This is a genomic window from Streptomyces sp. IBSBF 2435, from assembly GCF_036815005.1.
Classification (GTDB): Bacteria; Actinomycetota; Actinomycetes; order Streptomycetales; family Streptomycetaceae; genus Actinacidiphila.
On record NZ_JAJSYW010000033.1, the window covers coordinates 40,389 to 65,703 of the forward strand.

The window sequence follows — 25,315 nt, forward strand, 5'->3', positions numbered from 1 at the left end:
TCGTCGTTCTCCTCTTGTTCTGCTCATGTACCGGTGGTGCCCGCGACAGGCTCACGCAGATGGCATGCCACCTGGATGCCGGTGGCCGGAATCAGGCTGAGGCGCGGATCCCGCGGCGGCGAGAACTCCACCACGGCCCGGCCGTTCTCGGCATGCATCGTGACCACACCGCGCCAGAACGGTTCACGCGGTTCGGCTTCCGATGCTTCCTCACGCAGACGCCGGAGGTATTCCAACACATCTTCGGGAGCGTGGCCTCGGCCGGGTGCGATAGCGACGGTGGTCAGCCCCGGTTCACCGAGCGACTCCATGTCCGCGAAGAGCGATTTCTCCTGCGCCGAGACCTCGGGGGCCAGTTCGAGCCAGCGGTTCTCCAGCAGGGTCCGCAGGTCGCGGGCCTCCCAGCCGCAGTCGCTGATGGCGACCGGGCAGCGCGGGTGGAAGGCGCAGCCCATCGGCGGGCTGGCCGCGTCGGGGATCTCGCCGCGCGGCAGTTCGCGCGGCACCGCGCGCTCCGGGTCGGGCTCGGGGATCGCGGCGAGCAGCGCCTCGGTGTACGGGTGCTGCGGGTCGGCGAAGACCTGCGCGGTCGGGCCGTACTCCACGATCCGGCCCAGGTACATGATCGCGATGGTGTCGCAGAAGAACTTCGCGCTGGCCAGGTCGTGGGTGACGTAGACGTAGGTCAGGTCGAGATCGCGCTTGAGGTCCAGCATGAGCTGGAGGATCTTGGCCCGGACGCTCATGTCCAGCATGGAGATCGGCTCGTCGGCGACCAGCAGTTCGGGCTCCGCGATGATCGCCCGGGCCAGCACGGCACGCTGCTTCTGGCCGCCGGACAGGTCACCGGGGAATTTGCCCAGGTAGCGCTCCGGCGGGGTCAGGCCGACCCGCTCCAGCGCGTCGACGACCCTGGCCTCGTACTCCTGGTCGTCGGCGACGAGGTTGTGGATGCGCAGCGGGTGGCCGACCGCGGTGCGGATGTCCATCGCCGGGTTGAGCGAGGCGTGCGGGTCCTGGAAGACCATCTGCAACTGCCGGCGCAGCGGGCGCAGCCGGCGCTCACCGAGTTCGGTGATGTCCTGGCCGCGGTAGCGGATGCTGCCCGCGGTGGCCTTGGTCAGGCCGATCAGGGTGCGGCCGAGCGTGGTCTTGCCCGAGCCGGACTCGCCGACCAGGCCGAGGACCTCGCCCTTGCGCAGGGTGAGGTCGATGCCGTCGACGGCGCGGACCGCGCCGGCGGCCCTGCCGGAGAAGCGGCCGAGCAGCCCGCCGCGCAGGCCGAAGTGCACTTCGAGGCCGGTGGCCTCGACCAGCGCCTCTCCCACCGGGGCGGCGGCCTCCTCGCCGGACGGGTCGATGTCAGGCTTCGTCAGCAACGCTGATCTCCTTCACAGCGGCGAGCGGTTCACGCCCGTCGGGTCCCAGCTCGTCCACCAGCGCGGGCTGCGCCTCGATCGCCTGGTGCCAGCAGGCGCTGACCACACCGGTCGGCAGGATCACCTCGGGCGGCTCCACCGTGGCGCAGCCGCGCATCGCGACCGGGCAGCGCGGGTGGAAGCGGCAGCCCTGCGGCGGTTCCACCAGGTCGGGCGGGCTGCCGGGGATGAAGTGCAGTCCCGTGGTGGCCAGCGAGATGGTGGAGCGGAGCAGTTCCTTGGTGTACGGGTGCTGCGGGTGGGCGAACACCTCGCGCGCGTCGCCCTGTTCCACGATGTGACCGGCGTACATCACCGCGACCCGGTCGCACGCCTCGGCGACGATACCCAGGTTGTGGGTGATGAGCACCAGTGAGGTGTCGAAGTTCTTCCGCAGGTCGGCGAGGATCTTGATGATCTGCGCCTCGACCAGCACGTCGAGCGCGGTCGTCGGCTCGTCGGCGACGATGAACGCGGGCCGCAGCACCAGGGCGAGCGCGATCATGATGCGCTGACGCATGCCGCCGGAGAATTCGTGCGGGTAGCTGCTGTAGCGGCTCTCGGGGATGCCCATGCCGCGCAGCGCGCTCAGCGCGCGGGCCTTGATCTCCTTCTTGGGCAGGCCCTTGTGGTGGGCGCGCAGCGCCTCCTCGAAGTGCTGCGATACCCGCATCAGCGGGTTGAGCCGGGTCATCGGCTCCTGGAAGATCAGTCCGAGTTCGGGGCCGCGCAGCCGCTGGATCTCCCGGGCGGGCAGCCCGACCAGGTTGCGTCCCGCGGCGCCGGAGCTGCGCAGGACGACCTCGCCGTCGACGGCGGCGGCGGGCGGGGTCAGGCCGAGCACCCCGCGGCCGAGGGTGGACTTGCCGCAGCCGGACTCGCCGACCAGGCCGAGGGTCTCGCCGGGCCGTACGTCGAAGGTGACGCCGTCCACGGCTCGTACCGGGCCGCGGTCGGTGCCGTACCAGACGCGCAGGTCGCGGACGGACAGGACGGGTTCGGTCACTTGACGGCCTCGCCTTCGGGAACCGCGGGAGCGGTGACGGTACGGCGCCGGGTGTGCGCGGGCAGCAGCACCTTGCGGATCCGGCGGCGCCGCATGGTCGGGTTGAGTACGTCGTTGAGTCCCTCGCCGAGCAGCGTGAAGCCGAGGATGGCGAGAACCATGGCGACGCCCGGGTAGAGGCTGGTCCACCACATGCCGGCGTTGGCGTCGTCGATGGCGCGCTCCAGGTCGTATCCCCATTCGGCGGCCTGGGTGGGCTGGATGCCCAGGCCGAGGAAGCCCAGTCCCGCCAGGGTGCCGATGCCGTCGGCGGCGTTCATGGTGGTGATCACCGGGACGGACTGGATGACGTTGCCGAAGAGGTACTTGCGGATGACCACGGACGGCTTGGCGCCCATCGCGCGGGCGGCCTCCACGAAGGTGGCCTCCCGGGCGGACAGCGCGGAGGCCCGGACGACGCGGTAGTACTGCGGGATGTAGACCACCGTGATGGACAGCGCCGCGGTGACCACACCGCCGCCGGAGATGCCGGAGAAGACGAAGCCGGCCACGATGGCGAGCAGCAGGTAGGGGAACGCGAACAGGGCGTCCATCACCAGCACCAGGATGCGGTCGAGCCAGCCGCCGAAGTAGCCGGAGACCAGGCCGAGCAGTACCCCGATGATCAGCGAGAAGATCACCGCGAGCACCATCACCTCGAGCGCCGTGCGGGCGCCGTAGATGGTGCGGGACAGCACGTCGAGGCTCTGCACGGTGGTGCCGAACCAGTGGTCGCCGTCGGGCGAGCCCTGCTTGGGGAAGGCCTTGCCGCCCGAGGTGTAGGTGTCGAAGCTGTAGGGCGCGATGAGCGGCGCGAAGAGCGCGGTGACCACGAACAGCGTGGAGAGGACGGCGCCGGTCCACAGCATGAACTTCGGTACGCCGCGGGCCTCGCGGATCGCGGAGGTGATCCGGCGCAGGCCGCCGAAGCGGCTGGACGTGGTGGGCTCGATCGGCCCGGAGGCGAGTGTCGTCGTGGCCATCAGTACCGCACCCTCGGGTCGATCAGCGCGTTGACGAAGTCGATCAGCAGGCTGATCGCGACGACGACCAGGGCGAAGACGGTGACGATGCCCTGGACGGCGACGTAGTCGCGCTGGTTGATGTAGTCGATCAACTGGCGTCCGATGCCCGGCCAGTTGAAGATCTTCTCGGTGAGCACCGCGCCGCCGAGCAGCATGGCGACCTGAAGGCCGAGCACCGTGATCACCGGCACCAGGGCGTTGCGGAAGCCGTGCCGGGCGACGACATGGCGCTCCCTGACCCCGCGGGCGCGGGCCGCCTCGATGTAGTCGCCCTGCAGCGCCTGGATGAGGTTGATCCTGATCATCCGGATGAAGACGCCGACGATCAGCAGACCGAGCGCGACGGAGGGCAGCAGCAGGTGCTGGAGGATGTCGCCGACCGCGTTCCAGTCGTTGTTCAGCGCCGCGTCCACGAGCAGGATGTGCGTCTGGGTGGGCACGTTGAGCTGGATCAGCGGGGAGGCCTGTCCCGAGGTGGAGCCGAATGCGAGGATGAGCAGCGGCGCGGTGACGAAGACGGGGGCCGCGTAGGTGATGGTGCTGGCCAGCCGGCTGATCACATCGACCGGGCGGTCCCGGTAGCGGCCGGCCAGCAGGCCCACCGGGATGCCGATGACGGTGGCGAAGACCAGCGCGCCCGCGGTCAGGGTCAGGGTGGCGCCGCCGTTCTCGATGATGATGTCGCGCACGCTGCGGCGGTCGGAGAAGGTGGTGCCGAAGTTCAGGGTCACCACCGACTTCAGGTAGTCCCAGAACTGCTGGTAGAGCGGCGCGTCGAAGCCCGCCGCGTGCCGTCTCGCGGCGAGTTCCGCCGCGTTCAGCTTGCCGCCCTGCGAGGCCGAGATCGGGTCGCCGGGTGCCACCCGCATCATGACGAAGACCAGGATCAGCAGGATCAGGATCATGGGCACGGCGAGCGCGATCCGGGTGAGGATGTAGCGCCGCAGCGAGCCCGACTGCTTGCTCGTGTTGCTCATGCGGTGACTTTCCGGTGGCTGTCCGGTCTGGCCCGGACCGTGGACGACGGGATGCGCGGGAGGTGCCGCGAGCCGCGGCCGGCCCGCGGGGGTCACTCCCCCGCGGGCCGGCCGGAGGTCACTTCGTGCCGAGTTCGTACAACCGGAACATCGTCGGGTCGAGCGCCTTGTCGGCACCGGTCACCCCGTCACGGATGACGACGGTCTGCTTGCCCTGCCACACCGGGATGATCGGGACGTCCTCGGCCACGATCTTCTGGATGTCGGCGAAGGCCTGGTTGCGCACCGTCTTGTCGTCGGTGCCCTGCTCCTTGGTGAGCAGCGCCAGGATCTGCGGGCTGACGTAGCCGGTGCCCAGGAAGGGCTCCTTGGTCAGGAACGGCGCGACGTCGTTGTCGGGGTCGGGCAGGTCCGGGTACCAGCCGATCATGTACGAGGCGTACGTGTCGGACTTCTCGTCCTTCTGGTACTGCTGCCACTCGGTGGAGCTGAGGGTCACCTTGAACAGGCCGGTGGCCTCCAGCTGCCGCTTGATCGTGGTCGCCTCGTCGGCGGACGCGGCACCGTAGTGGCTGGGCGTCCAGGCGTACGCCAGCGACACCGGGGTGCTGATGCCGGCCGCGGTGAGCAGCGCCTTGGCCTTGGCGGTGTCCGGGGCGCCGTACTTGTCCTTGAAGGCGTCCGTGTGGCCCTCGATGCCGTTGCCGACCATCGAGTAGAGCGGGGCCACGGTGTCGTCGTAGGCCTCCTTGGCGATGCCGGCCCGGTCGATGACCTGGGCGACGGCCTGCCGCACGGCCTTCTGGTCGGCCGGCTTCACCTTGGCGTCGAAGACCAGGTAGCGCTTCTCGGTGCCGGTGCCTTCCAGCACCTGGATGCCCGAGGTCTTCTTCAGGTCCTGGGTGTCGGTGGGCGACAGGCTGCGGAAGGCCGCGTTGACCGTGCCGTCCTTGACGGCCGACTTGAGCGCGGACGCGTCGGAGAAGTACTGGAGCACGACCTGGCCGTTGTTCAGCTTGTTGGTGCCCTTGTACGTCTTGTTGGCCTTCAGCGACGCCTGCTGCTTGGCGGTGTACTTGTCCAGCGTGTACGGGCCGGAACCGATGATCTTCGAGCCGTCGAGCAGCTTGTCGGCCGGGAAGACCTTCTCGTCGACGATCGCGCCGGCGTCGGTGGCGAGCACCGAGGGGAAGGTCGAGTCGGGGTTCTTGAGGTGGAAGACGACCTTGTCGGCACCGGTGACCGTGGTGCTGTCCAGGTTGGCCAGCAGGCTCGACGGGCCGTTCGGGGCGGCGATCTTGAGCATCCGGTCGAAGGTGAACTTCACCGAGGCCGACGTCAGCGCGTCGCCGTTGGAGAACACCAGGCCGGGCTGCAGGTCGCAGGCGTAGGTCTTGGGGTCGGTGAAGCTGCAGCTCTTGGCCGCGTCCGGGGCCGGCGTGGTGGCGCCGGTCGGGAAGTGCATCACCTTCTGGTAGACGCTGTCGATGACCTCCCAGGAGCCGTAGTCGTACGCTCCCGCGGGGTCCAGCGAGGACACCGAGTCGGTGGTTCCGACGATCACGGCACCCTTGCCGCCGCCGCTGCTACTGCCGCCACCGCCATTGCCGGACGAACTATCCTTTTTACCACCGCACGCGGAGGCGCCGATGGCCAGGAAGGCCACGGCGGCTGCGGCGACGACACGCTTGTTTCGTGACATCCAGTGAATCCCCTTGCTCACATGCCGGTCGGTTGAGTCGGCATCGACCGTCGAGGACATTAGCGGGGCGGCCATCACCCACCGGGACACGGAGTGATTGAGGGGACATTACATACCGGTAACAGGACGTTCACCTCCGATATGCGGACGTGGGGGCTATCGACCCTCGGCACGTCAAAACGGACACTTCGCCCGGGTAAAGATGCGGTAAGTGAAATCTCATCCAGTCGGAGCACCCGCTGTCGATGGGGCGTCGTGTGACAATCATCACACCCCCCGGATTCCACTCCGTGAGATTTTATTCAGAGATCACACTCAGTGCAGATCCACGTTCACAGAGCGCCTGACCAGGGACTGGAGAAATGGGACATCCACCTGGTCGAGCGACCGTACGACGCTGCGCCCCGGGGCCGGCGCGATCGGCACCAGCGACGGCACCGCGACCACCTGGCAGCCGGCCGCCTCCGCCGAGGCGACCCCGGTGAGGGTGTCCTCGACCACCACGCAGGCGGCCGGGTGGGCGCCGAGCCGGGCTGCGGCGGCCAGATACGGGTCAGGGTGCGGCTTGGTACGGGCGATCTCGTCCCCCGCGAGAGTGAAAGCGAAGTTCTCGGCGCCCAGCGAGCGCAGCATCACGTCGATCGTGCGCCGGTGCGAGGCCGACACCAGCGCCGTCGGCACCCCGTGCGCCCCCAGTTCGGTCAGCAGCCGCCTGGCTCCCGGCATCAGCGGGGCGCCGCGGGCGATCAGCCGCTCGAACCGGGTGTCGATCGCGACCATCAGCTCCGCCAGGGTCGCCGTGGTGCCGGTCACCTCCATCAGGTGGCCGACGCTGCGGGCCATCGGCCCGCCCACCACGACCGCCTTGTGCACCTCGTCGAGCACATGACCGAGATCCGCGAAGACCTCGGTCTCCGCCGCCCACCAGATGCCCTCGGTGTCCACCAGGGTGCCGTCCATGTCCAGCAGGACCGCCTGCAGGCCGTGGCCGTGCGCCGGACGGGTGGCGACGACGGGGGTGCTGCTGGTCATAGGCTCACTCCTCGGCCGAGGTGCGGACCCGGCGCCGGACCGGTGCCGACGCGCCCTTCCTGGGGACACGAAGGCCGGTCGCTGCGTCCCGCGAACGGGAGAGCGACCGGCCTCTGCCGGACGGACCAGTCTACGTCGCCGCGCCGGGCCGCGCCCGACGACCGGGCGACGAGCGTGTGACAGGCACGCGAAGGACGGTGGACGGGCACCCGCGCGCCCGGCGCCGCCCCCGGTGCCGCGGGCAGCGGGGCCGGGGGCGACGGCGGCTCAGCGGGCAGGCGGCAGCGGCTCAGCGGGCGTTGAAGTACTTCGCCTCCGGGTGGTGGATGACGATCGCGTCGGTGGACTGCTCGGGGTGCAGCTGGAATTCCTCCGACAGCTTCACGCCGATCCGCTCCGGTTCGAGCAGCGCCGCGATCTTGGCGCGGTCCTCCAGGTCGGGGCAGGCACCGTAGCCGAGCGAGAACCGCGCGCCCCGGTACTTCAGCGCGAACATGTCCTCGACGTCGCCCGGGTCCTCGCCGCCGTACCCCAGCTCGGCGCGCACCCTGGCGTGCCAGTATTCGGCCAGCGCCTCGGCGAGCTGCACCGACAGGCCGTGCAGCTCCAGGTAGTCCCGGTAGGAGTCGGCCGCGAACAGCTCGGCTGCCGCGTCCGAGACGCGGTTGCCGACCGTGACCACCTGGAAGCCGACCACATCGGTCTCGCCCGAGTCCTCGGGCCGGAAGAAGTCGGCCAGGCACAGCCGGCGCCCCCTGCGCTGCCGGGGGAAGCTGAAACGGGTGCGCTCGGTGCCGTCCTCGTGCAGCACGATCAGGTCGTCGCCCTTGGACACGCACGGGAAGTAGCCGTAGCTGACCGCGGCCTCCAGCAGGCTCTCGGACTGCAGCCGGGTCAGCAGCCCGCGCAGCCGCGGCCGGCCCTCGCTCTCCACCATCTCCTCGTACGTCGGCCCCGAGGCGCGCGCCTGCTTCAGGCCCCACTGGCCCTTGAACAGCGCGCCCTCGTCGAGCCAGGAGGCGTAGTCGGCCAGCTGGATGCCCTTGACCACCCGGCTGCCCCAGAACGGCGGGGTGGGCACGGGGTTGTCGACGGCGACGTCGGAGCGGATCTGGCCGAGGTCGACCTCCGGCTCCTCGGGCTCCTGCGGGCGGGCCGCCACCCGGCGCTGCTTCAGCTCGGGCAGCTTGGCGCCCGGCACCCCGCGCTTGACGCCGATCAGCGCGTCCATCAGCCGCAGCCCCTCGAAGGCGTCGCGGGCGTAGCGCACCTCGCCTAGGTAGATCTCGTGCAGGTCCTGCTCGACGTAGGCGCGGGTCAGGGCGGCGCCGCCGAGGATGACCGGGTATTCGGCGGACAGCCCGCGCTGGTTCAGTTCCTCCAGGTTCTCCTTCATGATCACCGTGGACTTCACCAGCAGCCCCGACATGCCGATCACATCGGCCCGGTGCTCCTGCGCGGCGTCCAGGATCACCGACACCGGCTGCTTGATGCCCAGGTTGACCACGTTGTAGCCGTTGTTGGACAAGATGATGTCCACCAGGTTCTTGCCGATGTCGTGGACGTCGCCGCGGACGGTGGCCAGCACGATGGTGCCCTTGCCGCCGCCGTCCTCGCTCTTCTCCATATGCGGTTCGAGATAGGCGACGGCGGACTTCATGACCTCGGCGGACTGGAGCACGAAGGGCAGCTGCATCTGTCCTGAGCCGAACAGCTCGCCGACCACCTTCATGCCGGCCAGCAGGGTGTCGTTGACGATCTCCAGCGCGGGCCGCTCGGCCAGTGCCGCGTCCAGGTCGTCGGTCAGGCCGTTCTTCTCACCGTCGATGATCCGCCGCTGGAGCCGTTCCTCCAGCGGCAGCGCCGCCAGCTCCTCGGCCTTGCCCGCCTTGACCGACCGGCTGTCGACCCCCTCGAACAGCTCCATCAGCCGCTGGAGCGGGTCGTAGTCCTCGCGCCGGGCGTCGTAGACCAGGTCGTAGGCGACCTGGCGCTGCTCCTCGGGGATGCGGGCGATCGGCACGATCTTGGAGGCGTGCACGATCGCCGAGTCCAGGCCGGCCTTGACGCACTCGTCGAGGAAGACCGAGTTGAGCACCACCCGGGCGGCCGGGTTCAGGCCGAAGGAGATGTTCGACAGGCCGAGGGTGGTCTGCACGTCGGGGTGGCGGCGCTTGAGCTCGCGGATCGCCTCGATGGTGGCGACACCGTCGCCGCGGGACTCCTCCTGGCCGGTGCAGATGGTGAAGGTCAGGCAGTCGATGAGGATGTCGGACTCGTGGATGCCCCAGTTCCCCGTGAGGTCGGCGATCAGCCGCTCGGCGATCCCGACCTTGTGCTCGACGGTCCTGGCCTGCCCCTCCTCGTCGATGGTCAGCGCGATCAGGGCGGCGCCGTGCTCGACGGCCAGCTCGGTGACCCGGGCGAAGCGGGACTCGGGACCGTCGCCGTCCTCGTAGTTCACCGAGTTGAGCACCGCGCGCCCGCCGAGCTTCTCCAGGCCGGCCCGCAGCACGTCGACCTCGGTGGAGTCCAGCACGATCGGCAGCGTCGAGGCGGTCGCGAAGCGCCCGGCGACCTCGGCCATGTCGGCGACGCCGTCCCGGCCGACGTAGTCCACGCACAGGTCGAGCAGGTGGGCGCCCTCCCGGATCTGCTCGCGGGCCATCTCGACGCAGTCCTCCCAGCGGCCCTCCAGCATCGCGTCGCGGAATTTGCGCGACCCGTTGGCGTTGGTGCGCTCGCCGATGGCCAGGTACGAGGTGTCCTGGCGGAAGGGGACGGTCTGGTAGAGGGAGGCGGCGCCCGGCTCGGGGCGCGGGTTGCGCGGGGTCAGCTCGTGGCCGCCGACCCGCTCGACCAGCTGGCGCAGGTGCTCGGGCGTGGTGCCGCAGCAGCCGCCGACCAGCGACAGGCCGTACTCCCTGGCGAAGGTCTCGTGCGCGTCGGCCAGCTCGGACGGACTGAGCGGGTAGTGCGCGCCGTCCTTGGTGAGCACCGGCAGGCCCGCGTTGGGCATGCAGGTCAGCGGGACGCGCGAGTGCCGCGCGAGATAGCGCAGGTGCTCGCTCATCTCGGCCGGCCCGGTCGAGCAGTTCAGGCCGATCATGTCGATGCCGAGCGGTTCGAGCGCGGTGAGCGCGGCGCCGATCTCGGAGCCGAGCAGCATGGTGCCGGTGGTCTCGACGGCGACCTGGCAGATCAGCGGCAGGTCCACGCCGGCCTCGGCCATCGCCCGGCGGGAGCCGACCAGCGCGGCCTTGACCTGGAGCAGGTCCTGCATCGTCTCGACCACCAGCGCGTCGGCGCCGCCGGCGATCAGCCCGGCGGCGTTGGCGTGGTAGCCGTCGCGCAGGTGCTGGTAGGTGGTGTGGCCGAGGGTGGGCAGCTTGGTGCCGGGGCCGATCGAGCCGAACACCCAGCGCTGGCGGCCGTCGGCGCTGAAGTCGTCGGCGACCTCGCGGGCCAGCCGGGCGCCGGCCACGGCCAGCTCGTAGATGCGGTCGTCGATGTCGTACTCGCTGAGCGCGGTGGCGTTGGCGCCGAAGGTGTTGGTCTCGACGCTGTCGACCCCGGCCGCGAAGTAGGCCTCGTGGACCGAGCGGACGATGTCGGGACGCGTGACGTTCAGGATCTCGTTGCAGCCTTCGAGCTGCTGGAAGTCGTCGAGGGTGGGCTCCTGCGCCTGGAGCATGGTGCCCATCGCGCCGTCGGCGACGACGATGCGGGTGGCGAGTGCCTGGCGCAGGGCGGCGGCGCGGGCATTGCTCGCGGCGGCGGGTGCGGCGGACGACGGGGACGGCGAGGCCATGGAACTGCTCCCTGGGGTGCGACGGCTGTCGGCTATGCGCCGCCCGACCCGTGCGGGACGGATGGCGCACCTAGCCAGAGTAGCTGGCAGGTCTACCCCGCCTCGAAGGCATTCCGAAGGGCGGACGGGTGGTGCCGTCCGAATCTCTGCGATGATGAAGGTCGACAATGCCGACCGCGGCACGCGGGTGACTCTTCCCGCCGATCCTGTCGTCCGCCGCACCCGCCGTCCCGTAGCGTCTCGTCCCGTCCGTCGTGACATCGTCGTTTTCCGCAGGTGTCCGCAGGTGTCCGCCGTTTTCTGCCGTCCCGTCTCCGCCCTTGGAGTGCATGCCATGCCGGGTTCCATCCAGTCACTGGAGCGCGCGGCCGCGGTTCTCCGGCTGCTGGCCGGGGGCGAGCGGCGGCTGGGCCTGTCGGACGTGGCCTCCTCGCTGGGCCTTGCCAAGGGCACCGCGCACGGCATCCTGCGCACCCTCCAGCAGGAGGGCTTCGTCGAGCAGGAGCCGGTGTCGGGCAAGTACCAGCTGGGCGCGGAGCTGCTGCGGCTGGGCAACAGCTATCTGGACGTGCACGAACTGCGGGCCCGCGCCCTGGTGTGGACCGACGACCTGGCCAGGTCCAGCGGCGAGGCGGCGTACCTGGGCGTGCTGCACCAGCACGGGGTGCTCATCGTGCACCACGTCTTCCGGCCCGACGACAGCCGCCAGGTGCTGGAGGTCGGCGCGATGCAGCCGCTGCACAGCACCGCGCTGGGCAAGGTGCTGTCGGCCTTCGACCCGGTGGCGCGCAACGAGGTCGCCGAGGGCGAGCTGGCGGCGCTGACCGCCCGTACGGTGACCGGCGCGGCCGGCTTCGAGTCGGTGCTGGACCTGACCAGGGCCCGCGGCTGGGGCGCCGACCTGGAGGAGACCTGGGACGGCGTGGCCTCGGTGGCGGCGCCCGTCTACGACCGGCGGCGGATGCCGGTGGGCGCGGTGGGCGTCACCGGGGCGGTGGAACGGGTCTGCGACACGGACGGCATCCAGCCCCGGCTGGTGGCCGCGGTACGCGACTGCGCCCGCGCGGTCTCCCGTGATCTGGGCGCCGGCCGCTTCTGACCCTCCGGCCGACGGCGATTCCCACTCCCACTCCGGCTCCGACCGGCGAGGTCTGGCTCACATCCCTCTTGACCTGCGCAACCCAAGGGGAGAACACTCTCGTCCAGCGATCGACAATGTCGAACACCGGACGGATTGTGACAAGGGAGTCGCTGTGTCCAACGGCCATATCGTCATCGGCGAGATCTTCGGTACCGCCGTGCTCATCCTGCTCGGCTGCGGCGTCTGCGCCGCCGTGACACTCAAACGGTCCAAGGCCAGGGACGCCGGTTGGCTGGCGATCACCTTCGGCTGGGGATTCGGCGTGCTGGGCGGCGCCTACATCGCCAACGGCTACTCCGGCGGGCATCTGAACCCCGCGGTCACCCTGGGCATCGCGATCAAGACCGGTGAGTGGTCGAAGGTGCCGTACTACCTGCTCGGTCAGCTGATCGGAGCACTGATCGGCGCTTTTCTGGTCTGGGTGGCCTATCTGGGGCAGTTCCAGGCCCATCTGACCGACCCGGAGGTCACCGCGGGCCGCGAGAGCGACCCCGCGGGGCCGACGACGGGCAACAAGGCCCAGCCCGGCGGCCCGGTGCTTGGGATCTTCGCGACCGGCCCCGAGATCCGCAACCCGCTGCAGAACCTGCTCACCGAGGCCGTCGCCACCATGGTGCTGGTGCTCTTCATCCTTACGCAGGGCATGACCGACGGTCTGGCGGAGAATGGAATGGGCATCCTGCTCACCGCGCTGATCGTGGTCGGACTCGGTCTGTCACTCGGAGGGCCCACCGGCTACGCGATCAATCCGTTCCGGGATCTCGGACCGCGGATCGTGCACAGCCTGCTGCCGCTGCCCGGCAAGGGCGGTTCCGACTGGGGCTACGCATGGATCCCGGTGGCCGGCCCGCTGGCCGGCGCCGCCATCGCAGGCGGACTGTACCGGCTCGCGTTCACATAGAGCCGTACGGGACCGCTGTCGTCACCCGGACCACCGAGCGCAGACCCGACGAGGAGCACACCATGACCGACACTCCCACCAGCAGCCACGGCACAGGACCGTTCATCGCGGCGATCGACCAGGGCACCACATCGAGCCGCTGCATCATCTTCGACCGCGACGGCCGGATCGTCGCCGTCGACCAGAAGGAGCACGAGCAGATCTTCCCCAAGCCCGGCTGGGTCGAGCACGACGCGGCGGAGATCTGGACGAACGTCCAGGAAGTGGTCGGCAGCGCCATCACCAAAGCCGGCCAGGACATCGCCGGCTTCACCCCCGCCGACGTCAAGGCGATCGGCATCACCAACCAGCGCGAGACCACGATGCTGTGGGACAAGAACACCGGGCAGCCGGTGCACAACGCGCTGGTCTGGCAGGACACCCGCACCGACGCGCTCTGTCGTGAGCTGGGGCGCAACGTCGGCCAGGACCGCTTCCGGCGGCAGACCGGCCTGCCTCTCGCGTCGTACTTCGCGGGGCCGAAGATCCGCTGGCTGCTCGACAATGTCGACGGGCTGCGGGAGCGGGCCGAGCGCGGCGAGATCCTGTTCGGCACCATGGACTCCTGGGTGATCTGGAACCTCACCGGCGGGGTCGACGGCGGCAAGCACGTCACCGACGTCACCAACGCCTCCCGGACCCTGCTGATGGACCTCAAGACCCTCCAGTGGGACGCGAAGATCTGCGACTCGATCGGCGTCCCCATGGCGGTGCTGCCGGAGATCAGGTCGTCCTCCGAGGTCTACGGCACCACCGACGTCGGCGGCCTCGACGCCGTCCCGGTGGCCTCCGCGCTCGGCGACCAGCAGGCCGCGCTGTTCGGCCAGACCTGCTTCGCCGTGGGCGAGGCGAAGTCCACCTACGGCACCGGCACCTTCATGCTGATGAACACCGGTGAGACCCCGGTGAACTCCTACGCGGGCCTGATCACCACCGTCGGCTACCGGATCGGCGACGCCAAGCCGGTCTACGCCCTCGAAGGCTCCATCGCGGTGACCGGCTCGCTGGTGCAGTGGATGCGCGACCAGATGGGCCTGATCAGCACCGCCGCCGAGATCGAGACGCTGGCCTCCTCGGTGGAGGACAACGGCGGCGCCTACTTCGTACCGGCCTTCTCCGGCCTCTTCGCCCCCTACTGGCGCTCCGACGCGCGCGGGGTGATCGCGGGCCTGACCCGGTACGTCACCAAGGCGCACATCGCCCGCGCCGTCCTGGAGGCCACCGCGTGGCAGACCCGGGAGATCGCCGACGCGATGTTCAAGGACTCCAGCACCGAGGTCACCACGCTCAAGGTCGACGGCGGCATGACGTCCAACAACCTGCTCATGCAGACCCTCTCGGACTTCCTGGACGTGCCCGTGGTGCGCCCGATGGTCGCCGAGACCACCTGTCTGGGCGCGGCCTACGCGGCCGGTCTGGCGATCGGCTTCTGGCCGGACACCGACGCGCTGCGGGCCAACTGGAAGCGCGCCGCCGAGTGGACCCCGTCCATGGACCCGACGCAGCGCGACAGCGAGTACAAGCAGTGGCTCAAGGCCGTCCAGGCGACCATGGGCTGGATCGACGAGAAGGACTGAGGCACCGATGACCACTCCGCAGAGCGCCCCCGCGACGGGGACGCGTCCGACTGCCGGCGCCGACCCGGGCCGGGCCGGGGCCCGGGAGGCGCTGGGCCGCGCCACGTACGACCTGCTGGTGATCGGCGGCGGCATCCTGGGCATCACGACCGCCTGGCACGCCGCGCAGTCGGGTCTGCGGGTGGCGATGGTGGACGCCGGCGACTTCGCCGGCGCCACCTCCTCGGCGTCCTCCAAGCTGCTGCACGGCGGGCTGCGCTACCTGCAGACCGGCGCGGTGCGGCTGGTCGCCGAGAACCATGTGGAACGGCGGGCGGTGTCCCGGGACGTCGCGCCGCACCTGGCCAATCCGCTGACCTTCTACCTGCCGGTCTACAAGGGCGGCCCGCACGGCGCCGCCAAGCTCGGCGCGGGCGTCTTCGCGTACTCGGCGCTGTCGGCGTTCAGGGACGGTGTCGGGCATGTGATCAGCCCGGCGAAGGCCGCCCGTGACGTGCCGGAGCTGCGCACCGACAACCTGCGCGCTGTCGCGGTCTACGAGGACGGGCAGATGAACGACGCCCGGATGGCCCTGATGACGGTCAGGGCCGCCGTGGACGCGGGCGCGGCCGTGCTCAACCACGCCGAAGTGACCGGGCTGCGCTTCACCCGCGGCCGGGTCACCGGCGCCGACCTGCGCGACCGGATCGACGGCACCGACTTCGGGGTGGACGCGCGGCTGGTGCTCAACGCCACCGGGCCGTGGGTGGACCACCTGCGGCGGATGGAGGACCCGGGCGCGGAACCCTCGATCCGGCTTTCCAAGGGCGCCCACCTGGTGCTGCGGCGCACCGCGCCCTGGCGGGCGGCGCTGGCCACCCCGATCGACAAGTACCGCATCACCTTCGCGCTGCCGTGGGAGGACATGCTGCTGCTCGGCACCACCGACGAGGTCTACGAGGGCGACCCGGCCGAGGTGCGGGTCACCGAGGCGGACACTGCGCAGATCCTGGACGAGGCCGCCTTCTCGGTCCGCGACCAGCAGCTGTCCCGCGACCTGATCACGTACGCCTTCGCGGGGCTGCGGGTGCTGCCCGGCGGGCCAGGCGACACCGCCAAGGCCAAGCGGGAGACGGTGGTCACCGAGGGGCGCGGCGGGATGCTGTCGGTGGCGGGCGGCAAGTGGACGACCTTCCGGCACATCGGCCGCACGGTGATGAACAAGCTCGCCGCGCTGCCCGGCCGCCCGCTGGCCGACGGCGTGGAGCCGATGTCCGCGCTGCCGCGCCGGGCGCCGCTGCCCGGGTTCGCCAGCCAGGGCGCCGTCGCCCACCGGCTCCAGGCCGACGGCGGCATCCCCGGGCCGCGGATGGCGCCCGACACGGCCAGGCACCTGGCCGGCCACTACGGCTCGCTGGCCTTCGACATCGCCCGGCTGGCCGCCGAGGACCAGGCGCTGGCCCGCCGTATCCATCCCGACGCGCCGGAGATCTGGGCGCAGGTCGTCTACGCCAGGGACCACGAGTGGGCGCAGCACGCGGACGACGTGCTGCGGCGGCGTACGACGCTGACGATCCGCGGCCTGGACACCCCGGAGATCCGCGCGGAGGTCGAGCGGCTGCTGACCGTACGGGACTGACGGCCGTACGGGACCGACCGCGGTACGCGGCCGGCTGCCGTACGCCCGGCGCGCCCGCTCAGCCCTCGCCGGTCAGCCGGTCCAGCTCGGCGAACAGGGCCGTCGGCGCCCCGCCGCCGGTCCTGGCCAGCAGGGTCAGCCAGCGGTCGCGGCCGTCGCGCCACAGGGCCGCCGGACTGGACTCGGCGACGGCCGCGACCGTACGGGCGGGCAGCTCGTCCTCGGCCGCCCGGGACGGGGTCAGCCAGTGGGCGGTGCTGTGCTCGGCGAGCCTGGCCATCCACAGCAGATGCCGGGCGGCGTGCCACAGCGCGTCCTGGGCCCGCAGCAGCTCGCCGCGGGCCGTCACGTGCAGCGCGAGCACCAGCCAGTTGGCGAACCGGCCGCACAGGTCGGCGGTCTCCTCGGGACTGCCGGGGATGTCCGGCTCCTCGGGCACCGCCGCCAGGACCGGGGCGAGCCGCCCGTCCCTGTCCACCACCACCATCGCGTCCACCGCGGCGCCGCGGGCCGGCCAGTCGCCGACCGAGCCGATGTCGCCGGTGGTGGCGAAGTGGAATTCGCCGCGTACCGGTCCCGGGAAGAAGGCGACATGGGTGCCGAACTCGTTGCGCAGCACCAGGTTCACCGGGCCGACCCGGGCGCACCAGGCGGCCGGGTCGAGCGCGGCACGGGCGGCGGGCTCGAAGAACAGCCAGAATTCGATGTCGCTGTGCTCGTCGCCGCTCCCGGCCGCGAAGGAGCCGTACATCAGGGCCGCGCGGACGCCCTGGTCCGCGCGGCAGAGCTCCCGTACCCGGGAGATGAGGTCATGCTGGATCATCCGGCCCAGTATGGGTCGCGGCCGGAAAGGGCGACAGCGGTTTCCAGGTCGCCCGCGCCCGCGGGGATCTCCGCCGGTTCACCGAAGCCCTTGTAGTCGCGGTACATCTGCGCGTTCTCGCGCACCGCGGCAAGCAGCTGCTCGGCGGTGCCGTCGGCGACGCGGTAGTCCTGCCCCGTCGCCTTGGCCAGATCCCAGCCGTGCAGGCACAGTTCGAGGAAGAGCATGGCGGCCATGCCGGACGCCGGCATGGAGCTGATCTCGCCCTCCCAGACGGCCGGGTCGGCCCAGGCGGCGACGGACCGGTCCAACTGCCCGGCATAGTGCCGCGCCCACTGCGGGTCCGCGGTGAAGTCGCGGGCGGCGAGGTCGTCGGGGTGCGGCTCGCGCCTGGCCCGCAGCTCCATGCCGATACCGGTGAAGGCGACCAGGTGGTTGACCAGGGCGCGGGTGTCGTAGTCCGGGCAGGGGGTCGGTCCTGCGAGCCGGTCCTGGCCGATCCCGGCGGTGATACGGGCCGCCTCCCGCGCGCTGTCGGCGATCTGTGCGTGGAAGTTCATGCCCGCGACGCTACGCAGCGCCCCGCGGCCCGTCTTGAACAAACGCGACACCGCATAGGCTGGGGCCATGACCGGGCACGGCTTGAGCCGCGGGGTGCTGCGGCCGGACGCGGCGGCCGGTTTCCTCGACGTACGCAAGCAGCCGCCCGCGCCCGCCCTGGCCGGCCTCGTGGACTTCTACTGGAACCCCCGCTGGGACCTGCGCGGGCGCGACCCGTACGAGCAGAAGGTGCTCGCGCACCCCAATGTGCACCTGGTCTTCGAACCGGAGGGGGCGCTGGTCTACGGGGTCCAGCGCGGGGTGTTCGTCCGGCGACTGGCCGGTGCGGGGCAGGTCTTCGGGGTGAAGTTCCGGCCGGGGGCCTTCCGGCCGTTCGCGCACGGCCCGGTGGCCGCCCTCGCCGACCGTAGGGTCCCGGCCGCCGACGTCTTCGGAGCCGCGGTGGCGGAGGTGGGCCGGCGGATCCTGGCGCTGGACGACCTGGCGGCGATGGCCGCGCTCGCCGACGGCTTCCTGCTCGGCCTGCTGCCCGCGCTGCCGGCCGACCCGCAGGTCGCCGAGGTCGCCGCCCTGGTCGAGACGATCACCGCGAGCCCGCGGCTCTTCCGGGTGGACGAGCTGGCCCGGGGCCTCGGCATGCCGGTACGGCGGTTGCAGCGCCTCTTCGCGGAATACGTCGGAGCGTCGCCGAAGTGGGTGCTGCGCAGGGCCCGGCTGCACGAGGCCGCCGCCCGGGCCGACGAGGGGGCCGGCCTGGACTGGGCGGCGCTCGCCGCCGACCTCGGCTACGCCGACCAGGCGCACCTCACCCGGGACTTCACCGCCGCGGTCGGCTCGCCGCCCAGCAGATACGCGGGCCGCTGAATTCCGGTTTCGTTAGGTGTTCGGGCCTCCCAGGCACATAATGAGGGTATACATCGGAGGTCTGGCGGCGCCGCGGGACCTGAACAAGGGGAGGGCGCGGATGGCGGTCACCGACGAGGCCATCGAGAAGATCAAGGAGATGATCGTCTCCGGGGCGCTCCGGCCCGGCGACCGGCTCCCCAAGGAGAGCGAGCTGGCCGCCGAGCTGGGCCTGTCGCGCAATTCGCTGCGCGAGGCCGTGCGGGCGCTGTCGCTGATCCGGATCCTCGACGTGCGGCAGGGCGACGGCACGTACGTCACCAGCCTCGACCCGCAGCTGCTGCTCGAAGCGCTGAGCTTCGTGGTGGACTTCCACCGCGACGACACGGTGCTGGAATTCCTCGCGGTGCGGCGCATCCTGGAGCCGGCCGCCACCGCGATGGCGGCGATCCGCATCCCCGCGGAGGAGCTGGACGTGCTGGAGGGCAAGCTCGACGCGCTCGGGCCGGAGCCCTCGGTGGAGGAACTGGTCGCCTCCGACCTGGAATTCCACCGCGGCATCGTGCAGGGCTCGGGCAATTCGGTTCTGTGCTCGCTCCTGGACGGCCTGTCGGGCCCCACCACCCGCGCGCGTGTCTGGCGCGGCCTCACCCAGGAGGACGCGGTGTCGCGGACGCTGCATGAGCACCGGGCGATCCTGAGCGCGCTCAGGGACCGCGACGCGGAGGCCGCGCGGTCCTGGGCGACGGTGCATGTCGCCAGCGTCGAACAGTGGCTCCGCTCGACGCTCTGAATCCCCCCGGGCGACCGGGGGCGTCCCGCCGCCTCCACACGACGGTCCGCCGTGGCTTGTCGCGCAGTTCCCCGCGCCCCTGAGGGGTTGCCGCTTGCGGTGGCGTTGCTTCTTTTCCGCCGCGGTGGCTGCGCGGGCCGCTCCTCGCACCCCTGGTGGCCTGCCCTCTGCGCAAGAGGGCGCCCCTCCGGGGCGCGGGGAACTGCGCGGCCGGCCGCGGCGCACGGGCAGGGCACGGGCAGCCGCCGGCCAGGCGCCGGGCTCAGGTCAAGGCATAGACGCGGGAAGCGTTTCCGCCGAAGACGGCGGACCGCTCGGCCGCGGAGAGGCCGCCCACGGCCTCCTCCGCCAAGGCCAGCACGGCCCCGTACGTCGCGGCAAGCGTGCAGACCGGCCAGTCGGAGCCGAACAGGACCCGGGACGGGCCGAAGACGTCGAGGGCGTGCCGCGCGTACGGCAGGACATCGCCCGGCGTCCACCGCCCCCAGTCCGCCTCCGTCACGAGCCCCGACAGCTTGCAGCTGACGTTCGGCAGCGCGGCGAGCCGTCGCAGCTGCGCGCCCCACGGCTCCCACCCGCCGGAGGCGACCGGCGGCTTCGCCGCGTGGTCGAGGACGAAGCGGAGTTCGGGCAGCGCCGCCGCCGTCTCCAGCGCCGCGGGCAACTCGCGCGGGGTGACCAGCAGGTCGTAGGCCAGTCCCGCAGCGGCGACCGTGGCGAGGCCGCGGCGGACACCGGCGCGGGCCAGCCACCACGGGTCGGACTCGTCCTGGACCTGGTGGCGTACCGCGACCAGCGGGCCGGTCAGCGAGGCGAGGACATCGCCGAGAGCGGGGTCGGTGAGGTCGGCCCAGCCGACGACGCCGGCGATCCGGCCGCCGGAGGCCGCCGCGGTGGCGAGCAGTTCGCGGGTCTCCTCCAGCGACGAGCTGGACTGCACGACGACGGTCGCGTCGATGCCGTGCTCGGCGAGCAGCGGTTCCAGCTCGGCCAGTTCGAAGGTGCGGGCGATGGGGTCCAGGTCCGCGCCGGTCAGCCACGGCTGCGGGCGCCGCGCGAGGTCCCACAGGTGGTGGTGCGCGTCGATCCGCATCGGCTACTCCCCCGCCGTGACGGTGCCCGCGAGCGGCAGCGGTACGTCGGTGTCCAGCAGGCCGCGTCCGACCAGGGCGTGCCACATCGCGTCCGGGATGCCGTGCTCGAACATCGCGGTGTTGTCCCGCACCTCCTCGGGGCCGGCCGCGCCGACGACGGCGGAGACCACGCTGGGGTGGGCGAAGGGGTAGCGCAGGGCGGCGGCCCGCAGCGGGACGCCGAACTCGCCGCACACCGCCGCCATCTCCAGCGCCCGGTCCAGCAGCTCCGGTGGCGCCGCCGCGTAGTTGTAGTGCGCCCCGGGCCTGGGGTCGGCCAGCAGCCCGGAGTTGTAGACCCCGCCGACGACGACCTTGGTGCCGCGGCGCTCGCACACCGGCAGCAGGTCGTCGTAGGCGGTGCGTTCCAGCAGGGTCCAGCGGCCCGCGCACAGCACCACGTCGACGTCGAGGTCGGCGACCAGCCGGGCCAGGACGTCGCTGTGGTTCATGCCGAAGCCGATGGCCTTGACCAGGCCCTGGTCGCGCAGTTCGGCGAGCGCGGGGAAGCCGGTGGCGTAGACGTCGGGCAGGTGGTTCTCGACGTCGTGCAGGTAGACGATGTCGACGGCGTCTACGCCGAGCCGCCGCAGCGAGCCCTCGAGGGTGGCCCGTATGCCGTCGGCGGTGAAGTCCCAGACCCTGGCCCGGTCCGGGACGTCGGTGAAGCCCTGCCCGTCCGGCAGTTCCCCCGGCCCGAGGTCGCGCAGCCGGCGCCCGACCTTGGTGGACAGCACGTAGGACGCGCGGTCCCGGCCGGCCAGCGCCCGGCCGAGCCGCTCCTCCGAGCGGCCCAGGCCGTAGTGCGGGGCGGTGTCGAAGTACGTGACGGGCCGCCCCGCGTCGAAGGCGGCGGCCACGGTGGCCTCCGCCTCCTCGTCGGTGATGGCGCGGTAGAGATTGGCCAGCGGCGCGCAGCCGAGGCCGAGCCGGGGCAGTGCCGGTACGGGCATACGGGATGTCCTTCTGCTGGGCTGGGCCGGCTGCGCTGCGCTGCGGTCGGACCGGATCGAGTCGGAGCGGTTCAGAACAGGCCGGATCAGGTCGGTCGGATCGGGTCGGTCGGATCGGATCGGTCGGATCGGTCAGATACGGAAGGCGGCTCTGGTCAGTCCTGCTTCTCGCCGCTCGCGAAGCGGGAGATGATCAGGGCGACGATGATGATGGCACCGTAGAGGAACTTGTCCCACAGCGGCGGCACGCCGCCAAGGGTCGTGACGTTCACGACCAGCTGCAGGCTGACCACACCGGTGAGCGCGCCGAAGAGCGTGCCTCGGCCGCCGTTGAGGCTGACACCTCCGATGACCGTGGCGGCGAAGACCTGGAAGATCCAGCCGTCGCCCTGGGTGGCGGAGATGGCGCCGTAGTGCCCGGCGTAGAGCACACCGGCGAAGGCGGCGATCAGTCCGCCGAGCGCCAGCACGATCCAGGTGATCCGGTCCACCCGGATGCCGGCCGCCCTGGCCGCCTCGGTGTTGCCGCCGATCGCGTACAGCGCGCGGCCGTGCCGCAGGTAGCCCAGGGCCAGGCCGCCGATGGCGAACAGCAGCAGGCAGATCCACACCGCGGCGGGCGCCCCGAACCAGGACGCCTTGCCCAGGTAGGAGAAGGACGACGGCACCGCCACGATGGACTTCCCCTGCGCGACGCCGTCCTGGAGGCCGCGCAGCATGGTCAGCATGCCCAGGGTGGCGATGAAGCCGTTGACCCGCAGCTTGAGGATCAGGAAGCCGTTGACCGCGCCGATGACCAGGCCGACGGCCAGGCACACCGGGATCGAGGACCAGGTGGGGAAGAGCCCGATGCCGTGGAAGGTCGCGGGGCCGCTGCTGGGCAGCACCAGCCACATCGCGATGACCGGCGCGACGCCGATGGTGGACTCCAGGGAGAGGTCCATCCGGCCGCATATCAGGATCAGCGCCTCGGCGAGCACCAGCAGGCTCAGCTCGCTGCTCTGCTGGAGCACGCCGATCAGGTTGTCGGATGTCAGGAACACCGGCGACACGATGAAGCCGATGACGCCCAGCACCAGGATCACCGGGATCAGCGACAGGTCGCGGTAGCGGCTGAGCTGGAAGCGCGGCGGCGCCGGGCGGGGTTTGTCCGGTACGGCCAGGTCGGCGGTCAACTGGGTGGTCTCACTCATCCTCGGCTCCCTTGTCGCCGCCCGCGCCCGCGGGCAGCCCTTCCATCGCCGAGACCAGGTCCCGGTCGGTCCATCCGCTGCCGAACTCGGCGATCACCCGTCCGTGGAAGAGCGCGATCACCCGGTCGCAGACCCGCAGGTCGTCGAGTTCGTCGGAGACGATGACGGCCGCGTCGCCCCGGTCGGCGACCCCGCGGACCACGCCGAGCAGCGCGTCCTTGGACTTCACGTCGACGCCCGCGGTCGGCCGGATGGCCACCAGCACCCGCGGGTCGCGGGCCAGCGCCCGCGCGATGACGACCTTCTGCTGGTTGCCGCCCGACAGGTCGGAGACCGGCTGGGCGGGTCCTGAGGTCTTGATGTCCAGCGAGTCGATCATCCGCTGGGCGAACGTACGGGTCCGCGACGGCAGGACGGTGCCGTACGGGCCGAGCTGGTCGGTCACCGTGAGGGTGGCGTTCTCCGCCACGCTGCGGCCCAGCACCAGGCCCTGCCGGTGCCGGTCCTCGGGGACGTAGCCGATCCCGGCGTTCAGCGCGTGCGGCACGCTGCCCGGGCGTACGCCCCGGCCGTCGACCGTCGCCCGGCCCGCGGTGGCCTTGCGCAGGCCGACCAGGGTCTCGCCGAGCGCGGTGTTGCCACTGGCGGTGGCGCCGGCCAGGCCGAGCACCTCGCCGGCGCGTACCGCGAAGTCGATCGGCTGGAAGACGCCGTCCAGGGCCAGCGCCTCGGCCCGCAGCACCGCGTCGTCCGCGGACGCACCGGACCGCGGCCGGCCGTCGGGCTCCTGCCCGGCGGACTCCTGCGCGCCCGGTTCCTGCCCGGCGGACTTCTCCGCCGCGGGCATCCGCCCCGCGGCGGCGGACTTGGCGTGCCAGGCCGTCGCGTTCTGCGCCGCCTCGCCCGTCATGGCCGCCACGAGGTCCGCCTTGTCCAGGTCCGCGACGGGCGCGGTCAGGATGTGGCGGGCGTCGCGGTAGACCGTGACGGTGCTGCACAGGTCGTAGACCTCTTGCAGGTGGTGCGAGATGAACAGGAACGCGACGCCCTGCTGCTGGAGTTCGCGCAGCTTGGTGAACAGCCGCTCGATGCCTGCCGCGTCGAGCTGCGCGGTGGGCTCGTCCAGGATGATGAACCGGGCGCCGAAGGAGAGCGCTCGCGCGATCTCCACGAACTGGCCCTGCTCCACCGTGAGATCGGCGGCCCGGGTGGCGGGGTCGACGTCGACGCCGTACTCGGCGAGCAGCTCGCTGGCGTCGGCCCGCAGCCTGGACCAGCGGATCCGGCCGCGCTGGAACCTGTTGAGGTACAGGTTCTCGGCGACCGTCAGGTCGGGTACGACCATGGACTTCTGGTAGACGCAGGCGACCCTGGCCTGCCAGGCGGCGGTGTCACCCGGAGCGGGCGCGGGTTCGCCGAGGAAGGCGACCCGGCCCGCGTCGGGTGCGTGCAGCCCGGTCAGTACCGACACCAGGGTGGACTTGCCCGCACCGTTGCGGCCGACCAGCGCGTGCGAGTCGCCGACCGCCACGGTGATGCCCACCTGGTCCAGCGCGACGGTGGGTCCGAAGCGCTTGACGACGCCCTCGGCGTGAACCGCGGGAGGAGGGGTTGAGGCCTGACCGTTGCTCATGTGCGCTCAGCTCTTTCCGAGCTGGTTGGCCCACAGGCTGGGGTCGTCCACGTTGTCCTTCGTCACCAGCGGCGCGGGCAGCTGGTCCTCCAGGCCGTTGGAGATGGTGACGATGGTGGAGTTGTGGTCGGTGGGACCGGGCTTGAAGGTCTGTCCGGCGAGCGCGGCCTTGGCGTAGTACAGGGCGTACTTGGCGTAGAGGTCGGCCGGCTGGGAGATCGTGGCGTCGATCTGGCCCGCCTTGATCGCCTTGAACTCGTCCGGGATGCCGTCGTTGGAGATGATGGTGATGTGGCCGGGGGTGCCCGGCGGCTTGAGCAGGTGCTTCTGCTCCAGCAGGGCCAGCGTCGGCTGCAGGAAGACGCCGCCGGCCTGCATGTAGATGCCGTTGACGTCCGGGTCGGAGGCGAGCGTGGTCTGCAGCTTCGCGGACGCCACGTCACCCTTCCAGTCGGTGGCCAGCGCGATCACCTTGACGGCGGGGAACTTGGTCTTCATGCAGGAGGCGAACGCCTCCGAGCGGTCCCGGCCGTTGATCGAGTCGAGGGCGCCCTCGAATTCCACGACCTTGCCCTTGCCGCCGAGCTGCTTGCCCAGGTAGTCGCAGGCGTTGGTGCCGTAAGCCTTGTTGTCGGCGCGCACCACCATGTAGACCTTGCCCTTGTCGGGGCGGGTGTCGACGCTGATCACCGGGATCTTCTTGCCGGCCAGCTTGTCCAGGGTGGAGGCGACGGCGCCGGTGTCCTGCGGGGCCATCACGATCGCCTTGGCGCCCTGGTCGGTGAAGGTCTGCACATTGGCGACCAGCTTGCCGATGTCGTTCTGCGAGTTGGTGCGGGGCAGCGCGGAGACCTCGCCGGCCTTGACGCCCTTCTCGATGTAGCCGTTGTAGGAGTTCCAGAAGTCGCTGTCGGAGCGCGGCAGGTCGATCCCCACCTTGCCGGAGGTGCCGGCCTTGTCGTCGCTGCCTCTGTTGCAGCCCGCGAGCGCGGTGACCGCGAGGAGGGCCGCGATGGCGGCAACGGTCGTCTTACGCAGTCTCATCGTCGAGTTCTGCCCTTCGAGAGTGTGTCGGCTCTGAGTGGTGCGGGGTGGTG

The 25,315-nt window shown here is 71.2% G+C and carries 20 protein-coding genes; 6 read left to right on the forward strand and 14 right to left on the reverse strand.

Annotated elements, in window-relative coordinates; translation table 11 throughout:
• Positions 1-23: 23 nt before the first annotated feature.
• From V7E46_RS09425 to metH, 7 genes are all read right to left on the reverse strand, one after another.
• Positions 24-1,379, reverse strand: a complete 1,356-nt coding sequence (locus V7E46_RS09425; RefSeq protein ID WP_333767988.1) for an ABC transporter ATP-binding protein — start codon at positions 1,377-1,379, stop codon at positions 24-26.
• A complete protein-coding gene (locus tag V7E46_RS09430; protein ID WP_333767989.1) occupies positions 1,363-2,424 on the reverse strand; it encodes an ABC transporter ATP-binding protein in 1,062 nt (353 codons plus the stop codon). The genes V7E46_RS09425 and V7E46_RS09430 overlap by 17 nt, the downstream gene beginning before the upstream one ends.
• Complete coding sequence (locus V7E46_RS09435) at positions 2,421-3,446, reverse strand: ABC transporter permease (RefSeq protein ID WP_333767990.1); 1,026 nt, start codon at positions 3,444-3,446, stop codon at positions 2,421-2,423. Before V7E46_RS09435 ends, V7E46_RS09430 begins: the two co-directional genes overlap by 4 nt.
• Positions 3,446-4,465 (reverse strand): ABC transporter permease, encoded by a 1,020-nt coding sequence (locus tag V7E46_RS09440; RefSeq protein WP_329180497.1) that lies wholly within the window; start codon positions 4,463-4,465, stop codon positions 3,446-3,448. Before V7E46_RS09440 ends, V7E46_RS09435 begins: the two co-directional genes overlap by 1 nt.
• 118 nt (positions 4,466-4,583) lie before the next feature.
• Positions 4,584-6,167 (reverse strand): ABC transporter substrate-binding protein, encoded by a 1,584-nt coding sequence (locus tag V7E46_RS09445; protein WP_333767991.1) that lies wholly within the window; start codon positions 6,165-6,167, stop codon positions 4,584-4,586.
• Positions 6,168-6,482: 315 nt separating this feature from the next.
• Positions 6,483-7,199 carry an HAD family hydrolase gene (locus V7E46_RS09450; protein WP_333767992.1) on the reverse strand — a complete coding sequence of 239 codons (717 nt, stop codon included), beginning with the start codon at positions 7,197-7,199 and terminating at the stop codon, positions 6,483-6,485.
• A 289-nt stretch (positions 7,200-7,488) separates the two neighbouring features.
• Complete coding sequence (metH, locus tag V7E46_RS09455; RefSeq protein ID WP_333767993.1) at positions 7,489-11,010, reverse strand: methionine synthase; 3,522 nt, start codon at positions 11,008-11,010, stop codon at positions 7,489-7,491.
• A gap of 334 nt (positions 11,011-11,344) precedes the next feature.
• Between metH and V7E46_RS09460 the strand changes: the two genes are divergently transcribed.
• From V7E46_RS09460 to V7E46_RS09475, 4 genes are all read left to right on the forward strand, one after another.
• A complete protein-coding gene (locus tag V7E46_RS09460) occupies positions 11,345-12,109 on the forward strand; it encodes an IclR family transcriptional regulator (protein ID WP_333767994.1) in 765 nt (254 codons plus the stop codon).
• Positions 12,110-12,263: 154 nt separating this feature from the next.
• Positions 12,264-13,052 (forward strand): MIP/aquaporin family protein, encoded by a 789-nt coding sequence (locus tag V7E46_RS09465; protein ID WP_329180487.1) that lies wholly within the window; start codon positions 12,264-12,266, stop codon positions 13,050-13,052.
• 62 nt (positions 13,053-13,114) lie between these two features.
• Positions 13,115-14,668 carry a glycerol kinase GlpK gene (gene glpK, locus V7E46_RS09470; RefSeq protein ID WP_329180485.1) on the forward strand — a complete coding sequence of 518 codons (1,554 nt, stop codon included), beginning with the start codon at positions 13,115-13,117 and terminating at the stop codon, positions 14,666-14,668.
• Between the two features lie 7 nt (positions 14,669-14,675).
• Positions 14,676-16,286 carry a glycerol-3-phosphate dehydrogenase/oxidase gene (locus V7E46_RS09475; RefSeq protein WP_333767995.1) on the forward strand — a complete coding sequence of 537 codons (1,611 nt, stop codon included), beginning with the start codon at positions 14,676-14,678 and terminating at the stop codon, positions 16,284-16,286.
• Between the two features lie 58 nt (positions 16,287-16,344).
• Here the strand turns inward: V7E46_RS09475 and V7E46_RS09480 are convergent, their stop codons facing one another.
• Positions 16,345-17,109 (reverse strand): nucleotidyltransferase domain-containing protein, encoded by a 765-nt coding sequence (locus V7E46_RS09480; protein WP_333767996.1) that lies wholly within the window; start codon positions 17,107-17,109, stop codon positions 16,345-16,347.
• Positions 17,106-17,669: a TIGR03086 family metal-binding protein gene (locus V7E46_RS09485; protein ID WP_333767997.1), complete on the reverse strand. Its 564-nt coding sequence runs from the start codon at positions 17,667-17,669 to the stop codon at positions 17,106-17,108. Before V7E46_RS09485 ends, V7E46_RS09480 begins: the two co-directional genes overlap by 4 nt.
• Before the next feature lie 67 nt (positions 17,670-17,736).
• Here V7E46_RS09485 and V7E46_RS09490 point away from each other — a divergent pair, with 67 nt between their 5' ends.
• Both V7E46_RS09490 and V7E46_RS09495 read left to right on the forward strand, forming a co-directional pair.
• The gene (locus V7E46_RS09490) at positions 17,737-18,534 is read left to right on the forward strand and encodes an AraC family transcriptional regulator (RefSeq protein WP_333767998.1); all 798 of its coding nucleotides are present in this window, start codon (positions 17,737-17,739) and stop codon (positions 18,532-18,534) included.
• A 100-nt stretch (positions 18,535-18,634) separates the two neighbouring features.
• Positions 18,635-19,306 carry a FadR/GntR family transcriptional regulator gene (locus tag V7E46_RS09495; protein WP_329180475.1) on the forward strand — a complete coding sequence of 224 codons (672 nt, stop codon included), beginning with the start codon at positions 18,635-18,637 and terminating at the stop codon, positions 19,304-19,306.
• A gap of 262 nt (positions 19,307-19,568) precedes the next feature.
• Here the strand turns inward: V7E46_RS09495 and V7E46_RS09500 are convergent, their stop codons facing one another.
• From V7E46_RS09500 to V7E46_RS09520, 5 genes are all read right to left on the reverse strand, one after another.
• Entirely contained in the window at positions 19,569-20,399 is an 831-nt protein-coding gene (locus V7E46_RS09500; RefSeq protein WP_333767999.1) for an amidohydrolase family protein, read from the reverse strand.
• A gap of 3 nt (positions 20,400-20,402) precedes the next feature.
• The gene (locus V7E46_RS09505; RefSeq protein WP_333768000.1) at positions 20,403-21,392 is read right to left on the reverse strand and encodes an aldo/keto reductase; all 990 of its coding nucleotides are present in this window, start codon (positions 21,390-21,392) and stop codon (positions 20,403-20,405) included.
• 155 nt (positions 21,393-21,547) lie between these two features.
• Positions 21,548-22,585 (reverse strand): ABC transporter permease, encoded by a 1,038-nt coding sequence (locus tag V7E46_RS09510; RefSeq protein WP_333768001.1) that lies wholly within the window; start codon positions 22,583-22,585, stop codon positions 21,548-21,550.
• Positions 22,578-24,218, reverse strand: a complete 1,641-nt coding sequence (locus tag V7E46_RS09515) for a sugar ABC transporter ATP-binding protein (RefSeq protein ID WP_333768002.1) — start codon at positions 24,216-24,218, stop codon at positions 22,578-22,580. Before V7E46_RS09515 ends, V7E46_RS09510 begins: the two co-directional genes overlap by 8 nt.
• 6 nt (positions 24,219-24,224) lie before the next feature.
• The gene (locus tag V7E46_RS09520) at positions 24,225-25,262 is read right to left on the reverse strand and encodes a sugar ABC transporter substrate-binding protein (protein ID WP_333768003.1); all 1,038 of its coding nucleotides are present in this window, start codon (positions 25,260-25,262) and stop codon (positions 24,225-24,227) included.
• Positions 25,263-25,315 lie beyond the last annotated feature (53 nt).